Source organism: Fructilactobacillus lindneri DSM 20690 = JCM 11027 (assembly GCF_002907375.1).
In the GTDB taxonomy this organism is placed as follows: Bacteria; Bacillota; Bacilli; order Lactobacillales; family Lactobacillaceae; genus Fructilactobacillus; species Fructilactobacillus lindneri.
In genome coordinates, this window is the sequence record NZ_MIYK01000001.1 from 300514 (window position 1) to 315991 (window position 15478).

The following is a 15478-nucleotide window of genomic DNA, read 5'->3' on the forward strand; positions in this document are numbered from 1 at the left end:
TTTGTTAAAAGAAATATCAATCAAAAATTTTGCAATTATTGAACGTTTATCAGTTAATTTTGAAACTGGAATGACAGTTTTAACTGGAGAAACAGGTGCAGGGAAATCAATTATTATTGATGCAGTTGGGTTGTTAGCTGGTGGGCGTGGTTCCCAACATTTTATTCGTACTGGAGCAAATAAATCAGTGTTACAGGGCTTGTTTCAAGTTCCTAAAGGTGGATTAACCGAACAGAAACTTGATGAGTATGGAATTGACCATAGTGATGATAATGTAATTTTACAACGTGAATTATATCGAAACGGTCGTAATATTTGTCGGATTAATGGCATGTTAGTAAATACAAATACTTTAAAACAAGTTGGAGAGACTTTAGTTGATATTTATGGACAAAACGAACACCAACTTTTGATGCAAAGTGATCAACATTTGCATTTGTTAGATGAATTTGTTGGTAATCAAATTAAGCCTGTTTTACAAAAATACCAGTCTAAATATACAGAATATTTAAAACTAAAAAAACAATTGGAAAATAAGAATCAAAATGAAAAAGAATGGGCTCAAAGATTAGATATGCTTAAATATCAAGTTGATGAAATTGAAAAAGCAGAGCTGACAAATGGCGAAGAAGAAGAATTGATTTCAGAAAAAGATCGACTTAATAACTTTCAAACTATTAACGAAAGCCTTAGTAATGGTTTAAATAACATTGAAGGTAATGAAACAGTTAGCCCTCTTGATATGATTGGTGAAGCAATGAGTTCTATCGAAGACATTGAACGTCTTGATGATGATTTCAAAAAAATTTCTGAGAATATTAAAGGTGCATACTATATGCTTCAAGATGCCACTGGTGAAATATCAAATCAGTTAGATTCTTTAGAATTTGATGAGAATCGATTAAATGAAGTTCAATCACGTTTAAATACTATTTTCGAATTAAAACATAAATATGGGGATTCAATCGGTCAAATTTTACAATATTTTGAAAAAATTTCTCGTGAATTACATGAAATGGAAATTGAAGAAAATACTGGAAATGATTTAGAAAAAAATTTAGCTGATTGTGTTCTTCAATTAAATAAATTGGGTAAAAAATTAAAAAGTATTCGTCATGATGGGGCACAAAAATTAAAAGCAGAAATTCACCAGCAGCTGGCTGATTTATATATGGATAAAACAGAATTTGAAGTTCGTTTTAGTAGTTTGTCTAAAGATACATTTAATCGGTTTGGAATTGAAAATGTGGAGTTTTATATTCGTACTAATCCTGGAGAATCAATGCAGCCGCTTTCAAAAATAGCATCTGGAGGAGAACTGTCTCGAATTATGTTAGCGCTGAAAACTATTTTTTCCAAACTCCAAGGAATAACTTCAATTATTTTTGATGAAGTTGATACTGGGGTTTCTGGTCGAGTAGCACAAGCTATCGCTGATAAAATTCATGGAATAAGCATTCAATCTCAGGCTTTATGTATTACACACTTACCTCAAGTTGCAGCTATGGCAGACCATCAGTATTATATTTCTAAACACATCGATAAAGAACATCGAACAGAAACTACCATCAAATTAATTAAAGGCGAAGCTCGTGTAAATGAACTTGCTAGAATGCTAGCTGGTACCACGGTTACAAAATTAACTTTGGAACACGCTCAAGAATTATTAAAGTTGGCTGATAAAGAAAAAGAAACAAATGTATGAGTCAATGATAATTGCTATTGATTATCGACTATAAAAAAGTCATAATAATTGTAATAATAATAAATAATGAGGAGCGATTTAATTGGCAAAAAGAGGAATGCTAATTGTGCTTTCTGGTCCATCAGGTGTTGGCAAGGGAACGGTTAGAAAAGCATTATTTGAAGATCCAACAGTAGATTTTAACTATTCAATTTCAATGACGACGCGTCAGCCTCGTGATGGTGAGAAAAATGGTGTTGATTATTTTTTCGTAACCAAAGAAGAATTTGAAGATCATATTAAAAATGGAGAAATGTTGGAATATGCCAAATACGTTGACAATTATTACGGAACACCGTTAAAATATGTTAACGATCAGCTTAATGCTGGACATGATGTATTTTTAGAAATTGAAGTCAATGGGGCCTTACAAGTTCGTGCTAACTGCCCTGATGGAGTTTTTATCTTCTTGACACCGCCTGATATTAAAGAACTACGTAATCGATTAGTAGGGCGTGGAACCGATAATATTGATATTATTAATAAACGAATTCAAAAGGCATCCAAAGAGATACGGATGATGCAGAATTATGATTATGCCGTTGTTAATGATACAATTAATAATGCCGTTTCTCAGATTAAAGATATTGTAAAAAGTGAAAGATTAAAGGTTAAAAGAGTTATGCCTGATTATTTAACTAGTTTAGGAGATGATATTTGATGCTTTATCCATCAATTGACAAGTTGTTAGAAATTGTTGATTCACGTTATTCTTTAGTAATGCTTGCAAGTAAAAGAGCAGAAGAATTAGATCAAGGGGCCGCACCAATGTTGGCCCATTACAAAAATTCAAAATCAGTTGGAATGGCACTTGAAGAAATTGCTGCAGGTGTGCTTAAAATTGAACCAGGTAGTTAGATTATATTACTTGACCACTATGCCAAAGTGCATGGTGGTCTTTTTATTAATTAGATGATGAACTAATGTATAATTAATACTGTATTAAGCAATGCGGAGGAAAAGATGAACGGTAAAAAAATTGTTTTATATGTAACTGGGAGTATTGCTGCCTATAAAGCAGTTTATTTAATGCGAATTTTACAAAAAAATGGTGCAGAAGTTAGAGTTGTTATGACTCCGTTTGCAACAAAATTTGTCTCAAAAACAACTTTTCAAACGCTTTCTAAACACAAAGTTTATGATGATGAAAGTTATTTTATTGAGGAAAGAGTTACTCATATTGAATTAGCACAATGGGCTGACATTTCAATTGTTGCGCCGGCAACAGCTGATTTTATTGCTAAAGCTGCAAATGGAATTGCTGATAATTTTGCTCAAACAGTATTTTTAGCAACTCCTAGTTTGAAAATAGTAGTTCCTGCTATGAATGATATCATGTTAAAAAATGATGCTACCCAAAAAAATATTGCAACTTTACAAAAAAACGGGGTTGATGTCATAGATTCCGATGTTGGGATGCTAGCTGAAGGATATTCAGCCAAGGGAAGAATGCCTGATCCTAAAAATATTGTGGAACATGTAATTGCTAAAATGTCAGATGGAAATAAATTAAAAGATCTCAACTTTTTAGTGACAGCTGGAGGAACTAGGGAGCAAATTGATCCAGTTCGGTTTATTTCGAATCGTTCATCTGGGAAAATGGGCTACGCCATTGCAAAAGCTGCTCGTGATCAAGGTGCAAATGTTACATTAATCAGTGCTAATTCTAGTTTGCCTGATCCCAGAGGTATGAAAATAATAAAAGTTAATTCAGTTGATGAATTGCAAACAGAAATCTTAACTGAATTTAAAAAAAATAATGTGTTAGTAATGGCAGCGGCAGTTAGTGATTTTAAACCTAAAAAAATTGCTAAACAAAAAATTAAAAAACTTGATGATGAAAACAGTATCAGTTTGGTTTTAGAAAAAACAACTGATATTTTAAAAGAAATTAGTAAGTTGAAAAAAAATAATCAATATGTAGTTGGATTTGCTGCTGAAACTCAAAGTCCAGAAAAGAATGCCAAAATTAAATTAAAAAAGAAAAATTTGGACTTAATTGTTTTAAACGATGTTTCTAATCCTAAAATTGGTTTTAATAGTGATTTAAACCAGGTTACATTTATTTCTAATAATGGTATTAAAAAAACTACGGAAGTTGAAACAAAAGATAAAATTGCAACTGAATTAATGGATATTATAGTTACAAATTTCAAAGATTAAAGATGGGAGGGATAATATGAATGTCGCAGATGTGATTGTTGATGTTCCTACAATGCAAACAAACACACCGTATTCATATTTAATTCCTGATGATTTAAAAGGACGCTTAGAAACTGGAATGCGAGTGGTAGTTCCGTTTGGTAATGGAAATCGAAAAGTTGAGGGATTCGTAGTTGGAATTGGTAATCTCGCGCAAGATAAAACCACTACTTTGAAAAGTATTTCTAGTATCATGGATTTAAGTCCAGTTTTAAATAATGAATTAATTAAACTTTCAAGCTGGATGGCAAACAAGACTTATTCATTTCAAATTAGTTGTCTTTTAACTATGTTACCCAGTGTTATGAAAGCTGAATATAGTAGTACGGTTGAATTAATCGGGGAAATTGATGATAAGTCGTTAGCTAATCGATTTAAAAAGCAACAAGTTATTCCATTCGATGAGGATCATTTTTCAAAAGCTGAAATGGCAAAATTATCTGATTTAAAAAAAAGAAATCAAATTAAAATGACTTATCATGTACAAAATAAGGCGAAACCTAAAACGGAATTAGCAATTTTAAACCAAATAACTGATTTTGCTGAAGTTACTCAAGAGATTTCTAAGAATGCTACTGCTCAAATAAAATTGTTAAAACTATTACAAAAATTTCCCGACCAGCCTTTAATACAAAGAAAAATTGTAAATGAGAATGCAATCTCAATTAGTGCTATTAATAATTTTGTAAAAAAAGGATTTGTTAAAAAAATCAGGGTAGAAAAATATCGAAATCCTTATAAGCATCAAATTGTTTTGAATAAACCCAAAAAACTCAATTCTGACCAACAAATCGCGGTAAATAAAGTCGATAGAGCAATTGCACAACATCATGATAGAGTTTTTTTATTAGAAGGAGTTACTGGATCAGGGAAAACAGAAGTATATTTACAAACAATTCAACACGCCATAAATGATAAGCGACAGGCTTTAATGTTAGTTCCAGAAATTGCACTTACGCCGCAAATGGTAGGACGGGTTAAAAATAGATTTGGATCTCAAGTTGCTATTATTCATAGTGGCCTTTCAAATGGAGAAAAGTATGACGAATGGCGACGAATTAATCAAGGAGAAGCACAAGTAGTAGTGGGTGCTCGTTCAGCTATTTTTGCGCCATTAAAAAACATTGGGTTAATAATTTTAGATGAAGAACATGATGCTAGTTATAAACAAGACGATAATCCTCGCTATCATACTAGAGATGTTGCAATTTGGAGGGCTGCTTATCATCATTGTCCTGTCATCCTTGGTAGTGCAACTCCATCTTTAGAGTCACGGGCAAGAGCTGAAAAAGGCGTTTATGATTTGATTTTGCTTCCCAATCGAATTAATCAACAAAGTTTACCTCAAGTAACTATTGTTGATATGACACAAGAAATTGAAAAACACGGCGACATCTTTTCAACAGAGTTATTAAATGATCTTAAGCAAACAATTAATCAAGGTAACCAAGTTGTTTTAATGTTAAATCGTCGTGGATTTTCTTCATTTATGTTATGTCGAGATTGTGGTCACGTTTTAATGTGTCCTAATTGCGATATTTCCCTTACGATGCATTTAGATTCTCATACCATGAAATGTCATTATTGTGGCTTTGAAGAAGCAATTCCGAATATATGTCCAGTTTGTCATAGTAAAAATATTCGTTATTTTGGGACTGGGACCGAAAGAGCAGCACAACAGTTAGAAAAATTAATTCCCGAAGCTAAAATATTGCGAATGGATGTGGATACAACTAAACGTAAAGGAGCACATGAAAATATTTTACGTAAATTTGGTAATCATGAAGCTAATGTATTATTAGGAACACAAATGATTGCTAAAGGACTTGATTTTCCAGATGTTACGTTAGTTGGAGTTTTAAATGCTGACACTGGGCTCGACCTTCCTAATTTTCGGGCGAGCGAAAGGACATTTGATTTGCTGACGCAAGTTTCTGGACGAGCAGGTCGTTCTGATAAAAATGGAAAAGTTATCATTCAAACTTTCAATCCTGATAATTATGCAATTAAATTAGCAAGCACACAAAATTATGAAAAATTTTTTCAAAAAGAGATGGAGCTTCGTCATTTAGCAGATTATGCACCTTATTATTTTACGATAAAAGTGACTATTAGCTCACTGTCTGAACATCAAGCAGCTAAAGAAGCGTATCAAGTATCTAATTATTTAAAAGGAAATTTAGAAAAAGATACAATTATTTTAGGACCTACTCCTAGACCAATTGCTCGTGTTAAAAGTAGGTATTATTATCAAATCATTATCAAATATAAGCGGGATCAAAATTTAGATCAGGCCTTAAAACATGTGCAACAGGTTTCACAAAAAGAAATTAGAAAAGGCCTGAGAATTGCAATTGATCCAGAACCAGTTAACTTCATGTAGGAGGAATAATTTGAAAAAAATTGTTTTTATGGGAACACCATCTTTTAGTGTTCCAATTTTAAAGGCATTAAATGAGAAATATGATATTTTGGCGGTGGTAACGCAACCAGACCGTCCAGTTGGTAGAAAAAAGAAAATTAGTGCATCTCCAGTAAAACAAGCGGCTAATGACTTAAATTTGAAAGTTCTACAACCAGAAAAATTAAGTGGTAGTGAAGAAATGCAATCTGTAATTGAGATGCAACCGGATTTTATTATCACAGCAGCTTATGGGCAATTTTTGCCAACTAAATTGTTAAATGCTGCTCAGATTGCTGCAGTCAATGTTCATGGTTCATTATTACCAAAGTATCGTGGTGGTGCTCCTGTCCAATACGCCATTATGAATGGTGATAAAGAAACCGGAATTACAATTATGTATATGGTTAAAGGAATGGATGCAGGGGATATAATTGCTCAACAGGCAGTTGCAATCACTGAAACTGATGATACAGAAACAATGTTTAATAAGTTAAGTATTGTTGGTCGTGATTTATTATTAGATACTTTACCTAAAATTGCTTCTAATGATATTAATCCAATTAAGCAAGATGAATCTCAAGTAGTTTTTTCTCCAACAATTAAGCGTTCTGAGGAAAAACTTGATTTTAATCAGACAGCTTTTGCAATTGATTGCAAGATTAGGGCTTTAAGACCAGATCCAACTGCCTATGCATATGTTGCTGGAAAGCGCTTTAAATTTTGGGATACAGAAGTAGTTGATAAGAAAACTACGCTTGAACCAGGTCAAATAGTGTATAAAGATAAGCACACATTGCAACTGGCTGCTGGAAATCAGACAGTTATTCAAGTTAATGAAATTCAGCCTTCCGGCAAACCCAAGAAATCAATTACTGATTTCTTGAATGGCAAGCAGGACATAAAAATAGGAGATCAATTTATTGATGAAAAATAATACTAGTAACCCTCGATATTTGGCTGTAAAAACTTTAGAACGTGTTTCTAATGGTGCATACTCCAACTTACAAATTAATAATGTGATTGATTCAACTAATATGAATGAAAAAGATGTGCGCTTATTTACAACGATTGTTTATGGAGTTATTCAGCATCGCTTAACTTTTGAATATTACATTCAGAAGATGGTAAAACATCCTGATAAATTAAAACCATGGGTTAAAGAATTGTTATATACTGCAATTTATCAAATGGTATATCTTGATAAAGTTCCTAATCGTGCAATTTTTGATGAGTCAATTGAAATTGATAAAGCGAGGGGACATGATGGGATTCGACGATTAGTAACAGGGATTTTACATAAAATTAATCGTGATGGTCTTCCTAGCTTAGATGATATAAAAGATAAAACAGAATATTTATCTATAAAATTTAGCGTCCCAGTTTGGATTATTGAACAACTGAATAATCAATTAGGTAAAGAAAAAACGGAAAAGATTTTAGAATCAATTAATGAACCTGCTAATCAGTCACTACGAGTTAATATTAAAAGCACCAATCCATCTTCTTTAACTAAAATGTTAGAAGAAAAAGGGTTTGAAGTTGAATCAAGTAAGGTAGCTGCTAATGCTTTAGTTGTTTCAAATGGAAATGCTGCCCATACTGATTTATTTAAAGACGGACTTTTTACAATTCAAGATGAAAGTGCAATGTTGCCAGTTCAATCAATGCAGATTGCTAGTGATGATTATATTTTGGATGCGTGTGCTGCCCCTGGTGGGAAAACTACGCAAATCGCTGAATATCTCACTACTGGAAAAGTTGAAGCATTAGATTTACATGAAAATAAGTTAAATTTAATTAAAAAAAATGCTGAAAGAATGGGAGTTGCTAATCAGATTGAGGTTCATGCTTGTGACTCCCGTAAATTAGATAAATTATTTAATGATGAAACCTTTGATAAAATTTTAGTTGATGCTCCTTGTACTGGTATGGGATTAATCCGTAGAAAACCTGAAATTCGTTATGATAAATCAATTAGAGATGTTGAAAGTTTAAGTAGGATTCAATCACAAATTTTAGATGCTGTTGCACCTAAATTGAAGGTTGGTGGTCAATTGGTGTTCAGTACTTGTTCAATTATTAATCAAGAAAATTCAGCTAATGTAACAAAGTTTTTAAATGAACATCATAATTTTGCACCGATTAGAGTGGAAACTAAAATGAATTTGAAGCCAGATCGTCCAGAAGATTATTTAAAGATATTTCCTGATGATTATGGTTCTGATGGATTCTTTATTTCTGGTTTTAAAAAGGTTAAATAGGTGGATAGTGTGCGTGAAGGTAAAATTTATCAATCTTTAAGTGGTTTTTATGATGTTTATTCAGACGGAAAAATTTTTCGAACTCGGGCTCGAGGTAATTTTCGTAAACTTCAAATAAAGCCGTTAGTTGGTGATAAGGTTAAATTTGATATTACTAATGAAAACGAAGGATATATTTTAGAAATTATGCCCAGATTTAATGTGTTGGTCCGTCCGCCAATCTCTAATACTAATCAAGCAATTGTTGTTGTATCAGCTGTTCAACCTGATTTTTCTACAAGATTGCTTGATAAAGAATTAGTGGCTTTAGAACAAGAAAAAATTGTTCCATTGATTTATTTTACGAAAACTGATTTGTTAGATGAGGGACAATTAATAAATTTCAAAAAGATTGCGTCCGATTATGAGCAAAAGGTTGGATACAAAGTCATATTACCCTCTACTGATGGTCATCAATTGAAAAAAATATTTGAATCTTTGAAAGGGAAACAAACCGTTGTTTTAGGTCAAACTGGGGCAGGGAAGTCTACTTTGCTAAATAAAATTGATTCAAATTTAAATTTAAAAACAGGAGAAGTTTCAAAAGCACTTAGTCGGGGAAAACATACTACTAGAAAAGTATCATTGTTAAATATTAACGATGGACTGGTGGCTGACACCCCTGGATTTTCTACATTTGATGCCAATGATCTTAAAGCGAATGAATTAAAAAATTATTATCCAGACTTTGAAAAGGTTGCTGATAATTGTAAATTTAGAGAATGTTTGCACATTAATGAACCTGGTTGTGCAGTGAAAATGGGTGTTAAAAATGGTACAATCTTAGCTAGTAGGTATGAAAATTATCTAAAACAATATGAAGTTGTAAAAAATCAAAAACCAATTTATAACAAAAAAAGGGGAAAATAATTATGATTAAGGTTGCGCCATCAATTTTAAGTGCTGATTATGTAAATCTGCAAAAATCAATTGAAGAAGTTGATAAAGCCGGTGCAGAAATTTTACATATTGATATTATGGACGGAATGTTTGTTCCTTCTATTTCCTATGGACCTGGATGGGTAAAAGCAATTCGACCAATAACTAAAATGGAATTAGATTGCCATTTAATGATTGAAAATCCAGAAAGATACATCGATGTTTTTGCTGATAATGGTGCAGATATCATTGGTGTGCACGTAGAAGCCACCCAACATATTCATCGTGCTTTACAAATGATTAAAGCTAAAGGCGTAAAAGCAGAAGTAGTAATTAACCCAGGAACTCCAGTTAGCTTAATCAAACCAATTCTTTACATGATTGATCAAGTATTAGTAATGACAGTAAACCCAGGATTTGGCGGACAAAAGTTTATACCAGAAACTATTGGAAAGATTAAGCAGCTAGATCGTTTAAGAAATGAACATGATAATTATAATTACGATATTGAAATTGATGGTGGAGTTAACAATAAGACAGTTGTTAAGGCATATGAAGCTGGTGCTAATGTAGCTGTAGCTGGTTCTTATGTATTTGATGCTGAAGATCCCGCAGCTAGAATTAATGCGATTAGAGAGGCAACTAATTTCTAATTATGAAAGTAGTTAATTTATTAGTAGGTGGTCCTAAAACAGAATGGCCTACTGATTTAAAGTCAGATACAAAAATAAAAGGTCCTTTTGTTGGAGTTGACCGAGGGGCATTAAGCCTTTTGGAAATGGGAATCAAACCGATTGCAGCTGTAGGGGATTTTGATTCAGTTTCATCAGTTGAATTACAACAAATTAAAAAAAATGTTTCGAATGTTTATTGTTCAAATCCAATCAAAGATGAAACGGATACAGAGTTAGGAATTAGATATGTACTTAAACACTTTCCTAATTATCAAATTAACGTTTATGGTTTTTCGGGTGGAAGATTAGATCAACTGATGACAAACTTGTTGATGGTATATAAAGATCCAATTAAATCTGTGGCCGAGAAAATAACTTTAATTGATCGACATAATTTTGTTAATTTCTTTTTACCTGGAAAGTATCAAATTACAAAGATCTCAGGAATGAAATATTTAGATTTTGTTTCATTAGAAAAAACTAAATTAACACTTCCAGACGAAAAATATAAATTAAATAATTATGAAATTAAGTTTCCGGTGTCTTTTTCAAGTAATGAATTTATTGGAAATCATGCCACATTTTCATTTGATAGTGGGATTCTAATGGTTATCCAAAGTTCCGATTAAAAAAGAGAGCAGCCATATTTGTGGCTGCTCTCTTTTTTTAATTAATTAATTAAAATATTTGTAATTATACACGTTTGAACTTACCAGATTTTAAGGTTCTTGCACTTAACCAAACACGTTTTGGTTTACCATCTACTAAAATACGAACTTTTTGTAGGTTTGGCTTCCAACTTCTTCTTGAAGCGTTTAAGGCATGAGAACGACGGTTACCAAAATGAGTTCTCTTTCCTGATAATTGATCTTTAGCCATGAAAATCCCTCCTTTAAAATGCATTAAAGCGTAAATAAGCTATAATGATAGGTTAGCATAAATAAGCTATAAATGCAATTGTTCTTTCAAGTAATTTTGCTTTACACCCAAAAATTTTGGATTTGGGTTTCTATATGTTATTATATAGTATCGTTATTAGCTCGTTAAAATAAGGAGATGCATACGATGGCAGTAAAAATGAATACCCAATATGGGTCAATAGATATTGATAATGACGTAATTGCTACAGTAGTCGGCGGTGCGGCAACTGATAATTACGGAGTTGTGGGTATGGCCAGTAAAAATCAATTAAAAGATAATATGAATGAAATTTTACGTAGAGATGCTTACTCACGTGGAGTTGTTGTACGTCAAGTTGATGATCAAATTGAAGTAGATGTTAATATCATTGTGAGTTACGGAACTAAAATATCGGAAGTCTCACGAACTGTTCAGGATAAAGTAAAATATAATTTACAATCAATGCTCGGTGTTACAGCTGACGCGGTTAATGTTATCGTTCAAGGCGTTAAGGTGATTATCGATTAATTATTTTGAATTGAAAGGGAGATTGAATAATAGTGCCAGTAACTAAGATTACTACTAAAGAGTTCGACCAAATGGTTCAGGCTGCATCGGTCGTACTAAAAAATAATGCAGATTTTATTAATTCTTTAAATGTTTTTCCTGTACCAGATGGTGACACTGGTACTAATATGAGCTTATCTTTTGCTAGTGGAGCTAAGTATGTAAAACAATCTAATAGTAAAACTATTGGTGAAAAAGCTTCTGCATTAGCAAAAGGATTGTTAATGGGAGCTCGAGGTAATTCTGGAGTAATTCTTTCTCAAATTTTTCGTGGTTTTTCTAAAGATGTCGAGGGAAAGACAGATTTAACAGCTAAAGAATTATCTAATGCAATTACAGCAGGGGCTAAAACAGCTTATAAATCTGTAATGAAACCAACTGAAGGTACAATTTTAACTGTTGTTCGCTATGCAGCAAATGCTGGACAACGTGAATCTGAAAAAACTGATAATGTCGCTGAAGTGATGGATGCTATTACCAAAGGTGCTCAAGACGCATTGAAAAAAACACCTGATTTACTTCCAGTTTTAAAACAAGTTGGGGTAGTTGATTCTGGTGGACAAGGCTTAACCTTTGTTTTTGAAGCTTTTGCAGACATTTTAAATGGTCGTCAACCTTCGAACGATAAAAGATCAAAGTTTAATGTTGAGTCAAATAAGATGGATCAAATGGTTAACGAAGATCATCATGAAAGTGCCCAAGGACAATTGGATCCTGCAAGTATTGTGTATGGTTATTGTACACAAATGACAGTTCGATTTGGCAAAGGTAAGGAAGCTAAGAAGTCGTTTGAATATGATGAATTTTATAATTACCTTGCTCCTTTGGGTGATTCATTATTAGTAATTAATGATGATGAAGTCGCTAAAGTCCATATTCATACGGAACAACCTGGGAAAGTTTTAGGTTGGGGACAGCAGTTTGGTGATTTAATTAACATTAAAATTGATAACATGCGAGCTCAACAAGAAAATATCATGGAAAATGATGAAGAAATTGAAGAACAACCAGTTGATGATGTTGCTGCTGAACCAAAGGACTTAGCTATTGTGTCTGTGGTTGCTGGTAAAGGACTTGAAGATTTATTCAAAAGTTTAGGTGTTACTAACATTATCAGTGGTGGACAAACAATGAATCCAAGTACTGAAGATATTGTTAAATCTGTTAATAATTCAAATGCTAAACAAGCAATTGTATTGCCAAATAACAAAAATATTTTTCTTGCGGCTGAACAAGCTGAAAAATTAACTGATATTCCAATGAAAGTAGTTCACAGTAAGACCGTTCCTCAAGGATTAACTGCTATGTTTTCGTATAATCCGGAAAATAGTTTGGAAGAGAATCAAGCTGAAATGGATGATTCTTTAAATACTGTAAAAAGTGGACAAGTTACTGCAGCTGTAAGAGATACTAAAATTAATGGTTTAGATATCAAAAAGGGTAGCTTTATGGGAATTGTTGATGGAACTATTGATGTTATAGGCGAAAACCTTGATGATACTACAATTAATATGCTTAAATCAATGCTTGACGAAGATAGTGAAAATGTAACTATTATTTTTGGTGACGGGGCTTCCCAAACTGATGCCGATAAAATTGAACAAGCTGCATTGGCAATTGATGCAGATCTTGAAATTGAAATTCATGAAGGAAATCAGCCTGTTTATCCACTTATTATTTCGGTAGAATAATAATAAATTAAATTAATATTAAATAGCTGTTAATTCAAAATTGGATTAACAGTTTTTTAGTATAGGAGGTGAACTAAATTGAAAAACCTAGATGATCCTATTAGTAAACTAAAAGGAGTTGGTCCTAAAAAACAGGAAGATTTATTTGATTTAAATATTAAAACAATTTTTGATTTATTAAATTATTTTCCGTTTCGTTATGATGACTTTAGAATGAAAGATTTAAGTCAACTACAGGATCAGCAAACAGTCACTTTAAAAGGAAAAATTGCGGTTGAACCAACAGTCAACTATTTTGGAAAGCGACGCAATCGTTTGATTATTAGATTATTAGTTGGTAATGATGTTATTCCGATTTCTTTTTTTAACCAACCTTGGCTGAAAAAAAATTTAATTGTGGGTCAAGAAATTTTAGTCTACGGAAAATTTGATTCTAATCGAAAAACAATGTCTGGAATTAAAATAATTAATGAAACTAAAAATCAAGGTTATAATTCAATATATTCTGTAAATAGTAAAATTACTCAAAAAAGTTTAAAGCAGATTATTGAACAAGCATATTCTGAATATCAGGATGTAATTGAAGACTTTGTTCCCAATTGGATTATAAAAAAATATAGACTTGAAAATCTAAAAAATGTTATTAAAACAATGCATTTTCCAAAATCACAAGCCGATGTAAAGGGTGCTCGTAGAACAGCTAAATTTAATGAATTTTTTTTGTTCCAAATGCGTCTTCAGACCGTTAAAGGTCAGAAACAAAAAAGTGAAAAAGCTAAGATAATGAGTGATAAATTAACTTTAATGCCTTTCATTGACAAACTTCCGTATGAATTAACTGCAGCACAAGATAAAGTAGTTAATGAAATATTGTACGATTTACATCGCCCATATCAGATGAATCGCCTGCTACAAGGTGATGTGGGTAGTGGAAAAACAGTAGTGGCAGCTCTTGCCATTTTAGCTACTGTTTTGTCTCATAAACAAGCAGTGATGCTAGCACCAACAGAAATACTAGCTGAACAACATGCTAATAGTTTAGCCAAACTATTTAAAGATACAGATATTAATATTGCTTTATTAACCGGAGACACTCCTAATTCTGCTAGAAAACAATTACTACCTAGAATTAAAGATGGAAAAATCAATTTAATTGTGGGGACGCATGCCTTATTCCAGGATACCGTTCAATATCATGACTTAGGTTTAGCAGTAATTGATGAACAACATCGATTTGGGGTTAATCAACGTCGTAAAATGCGTGAAAAAGGAGCTGCTACCAATGTGTTATCCATGACAGCTACTCCGATTCCTAGAACATTATCAATTACGACATATGGTGAAATGGATATTTCAGTGATTGATGAACTTCCAGGTGGAAGAAAACCAATTAAAACAACCTGGATTAAAAATAACCAAGTAAGATTAATGTTAAACTTCCTAAAAAAACATCTCAAAAATCATGAGCAAGCTTATGTAGTGGTTCCTTTAATTGATGAATCCGATTCTGTTGATATGAGAAATGTAACTGATACTTATGAAAAATTTGAACAGACATTTTCACCGACTTACCAAGTTGGTTTGTTGCATGGTCAAATGAATGATGAAGATAAGAATCAAGTTATGGATGATTTCAAAAAAAATAAGACTCAAATATTAATTTCTACTACTGTAATTGAAGTAGGTGTAGATGTTTCAAATGCAAGCGTAATGGTGATTTTTGATGCCGATCATTTTGGACTTGCACAGTTGCATCAATTACGTGGAAGAGTGGGACGTGGTCAACAACAATCATATTGTATTTTAATTGCTGATCCTAAAAACAAAACTGGGATTGAGCGAATGAATGTAATGAGCTCTTCAACTGATGGTTTCTTTATTTCACAAAAAGATTTAGAATTAAGAGGACCAGGTGATATTTTAGGAAAACAGCAATCTGGTATTCCTAATTTTAAAGTTGGTGATCCAATTTCTGATGTTAATATTCTTAGTGCTGCTAAAAATGTTGCTACAAGAGTTACAGATGAAGACAATTGGCAGCAACTCGCAAAAAATAAAAATCTTGTCGAGCGTTTGAATGCAATAAATAATAATACATCATTTGATTAAGGAGTTAT

Annotated in this window: 14 protein-coding genes; 13 read left to right on the top strand and 1 reads right to left on the bottom strand. The window is 32.4% G+C overall.

Translation table 11 applies throughout. From position 1 onward, the window contains the following. Position 1 precedes the first annotated feature (1 nt). The 10 genes from recN (at position 2) to BHU33_RS01690 (ending at position 10832) form a co-directional block, all read left to right on the top strand. Entirely contained in the window at positions 2 to 1705 is a 1704-nt protein-coding gene (gene recN / locus BHU33_RS01645; protein ID WP_056997625.1) for a DNA repair protein RecN, read from the top strand. A gap of 82 nt (positions 1706 to 1787) precedes the next feature. Beyond that, entirely contained in the window at positions 1788 to 2405 is a 618-nt protein-coding gene (gene gmk / locus BHU33_RS01650; RefSeq protein WP_056997624.1) for a guanylate kinase, read from the top strand. Then, a complete protein-coding gene (rpoZ, locus tag BHU33_RS01655) occupies positions 2402 to 2602 on the top strand; it encodes a DNA-directed RNA polymerase subunit omega (protein ID WP_054646215.1) in 201 nt (66 codons plus the stop codon). The genes gmk and rpoZ overlap by 4 nt, the downstream gene beginning before the upstream one ends. A 105-nt stretch (positions 2603 to 2707) precedes the next feature. Then, positions 2708 to 3907 carry a bifunctional phosphopantothenoylcysteine decarboxylase/phosphopantothenate--cysteine ligase CoaBC gene (gene coaBC, locus BHU33_RS01660; protein ID WP_056997623.1) on the top strand — a complete coding sequence of 400 codons (1200 nt, stop codon included), beginning with the start codon at positions 2708 to 2710 and terminating at the stop codon, positions 3905 to 3907. A 16-nt stretch (positions 3908 to 3923) separates the two neighbouring features. Further along, positions 3924 to 6329 (top strand): primosomal protein N', encoded by a 2406-nt coding sequence (priA, locus tag BHU33_RS01665; RefSeq protein ID WP_056997622.1) that lies wholly within the window; start codon positions 3924 to 3926, stop codon positions 6327 to 6329. Positions 6330 to 6339: 10 nt separating this feature from the next. Then, positions 6340 to 7284: a methionyl-tRNA formyltransferase gene (gene fmt / locus BHU33_RS01670; RefSeq protein WP_103422780.1), complete on the top strand. Its 945-nt coding sequence runs from the start codon at positions 6340 to 6342 to the stop codon at positions 7282 to 7284. Then, positions 7274 to 8611 carry a 16S rRNA (cytosine(967)-C(5))-methyltransferase RsmB gene (gene rsmB, locus BHU33_RS01675; RefSeq protein WP_054646363.1) on the top strand — a complete coding sequence of 446 codons (1338 nt, stop codon included), beginning with the start codon at positions 7274 to 7276 and terminating at the stop codon, positions 8609 to 8611. Before fmt ends, rsmB begins: the two co-directional genes overlap by 11 nt. Positions 8612 to 8620: 9 nt before the next feature. Then, positions 8621 to 9520 (top strand): ribosome small subunit-dependent GTPase A, encoded by a 900-nt coding sequence (rsgA, locus tag BHU33_RS01680; protein WP_056997621.1) that lies wholly within the window; start codon positions 8621 to 8623, stop codon positions 9518 to 9520. A 2-nt stretch (positions 9521 to 9522) separates the two neighbouring features. Next, positions 9523 to 10182: a ribulose-phosphate 3-epimerase gene (rpe, locus tag BHU33_RS01685; protein ID WP_054646214.1), complete on the top strand. Its 660-nt coding sequence runs from the start codon at positions 9523 to 9525 to the stop codon at positions 10180 to 10182. 2 nt (positions 10183 to 10184) lie between these two features. Then, complete coding sequence (locus BHU33_RS01690) at positions 10185 to 10832, top strand: thiamine diphosphokinase (protein ID WP_054646213.1); 648 nt, start codon at positions 10185 to 10187, stop codon at positions 10830 to 10832. Positions 10833 to 10896: 64 nt separating this feature from the next. Here BHU33_RS01690 and rpmB read toward each other — a convergent pair whose 3' ends face one another. Next, positions 10897 to 11082: a 50S ribosomal protein L28 gene (rpmB, locus tag BHU33_RS01695; protein WP_054646212.1), complete on the bottom strand. Its 186-nt coding sequence runs from the start codon at positions 11080 to 11082 to the stop codon at positions 10897 to 10899. A 186-nt stretch (positions 11083 to 11268) separates the two neighbouring features. On the opposite strand from rpmB, the gene BHU33_RS01700 reads away from it, so the two are divergent. The 3 genes from BHU33_RS01700 to recG all read left to right on the top strand — a co-directional run bounded on the left by BHU33_RS01700 (position 11269) and on the right by recG (position 15470). Beyond that, positions 11269 to 11631: an Asp23/Gls24 family envelope stress response protein gene (locus BHU33_RS01700; protein ID WP_056997620.1), complete on the top strand. Its 363-nt coding sequence runs from the start codon at positions 11269 to 11271 to the stop codon at positions 11629 to 11631. Positions 11632 to 11663: 32 nt separating this feature from the next. Next, the gene (locus BHU33_RS01705) at positions 11664 to 13361 is read left to right on the top strand and encodes a DAK2 domain-containing protein (RefSeq protein WP_054646210.1); all 1698 of its coding nucleotides are present in this window, start codon (positions 11664 to 11666) and stop codon (positions 13359 to 13361) included. Positions 13362 to 13439: 78 nt separating this feature from the next. Next, a complete protein-coding gene (gene recG, locus BHU33_RS01710; RefSeq protein WP_056997619.1) occupies positions 13440 to 15470 on the top strand; it encodes an ATP-dependent DNA helicase RecG in 2031 nt (676 codons plus the stop codon). Positions 15471 to 15478 lie beyond the last annotated feature (8 nt).

What these genes read in the sequence shown, in the direction of transcription:
- BHU33_RS01690 (WP_054646213.1), top strand. Translation starts at nt 10,185, where the DNA reads ATGAAAGTAGTTAATTTATTAGTAGGTGGTCCTAAAACAGAATGGCCT.
- rpmB (WP_054646212.1), bottom strand. Translation starts at nt 11,082, where the DNA reads ATGGCTAAAGATCAATTATCAGGAAAGAGAACTCATTTTGGTAACCGT.
- rpe (WP_054646214.1), top strand. Translation starts at nt 9,523, where the DNA reads ATGATTAAGGTTGCGCCATCAATTTTAAGTGCTGATTATGTAAATCTG.
- rsmB (WP_054646363.1), top strand. Translation starts at nt 7,274, where the DNA reads ATGAAAAATAATACTAGTAACCCTCGATATTTGGCTGTAAAAACTTTA.
- coaBC (WP_056997623.1), top strand. Translation starts at nt 2,708, where the DNA reads ATGAACGGTAAAAAAATTGTTTTATATGTAACTGGGAGTATTGCTGCC.
- BHU33_RS01700 (WP_056997620.1), top strand. Translation starts at nt 11,269, where the DNA reads ATGGCAGTAAAAATGAATACCCAATATGGGTCAATAGATATTGATAAT.
- priA (WP_056997622.1), top strand. Translation starts at nt 3,924, where the DNA reads ATGAATGTCGCAGATGTGATTGTTGATGTTCCTACAATGCAAACAAAC.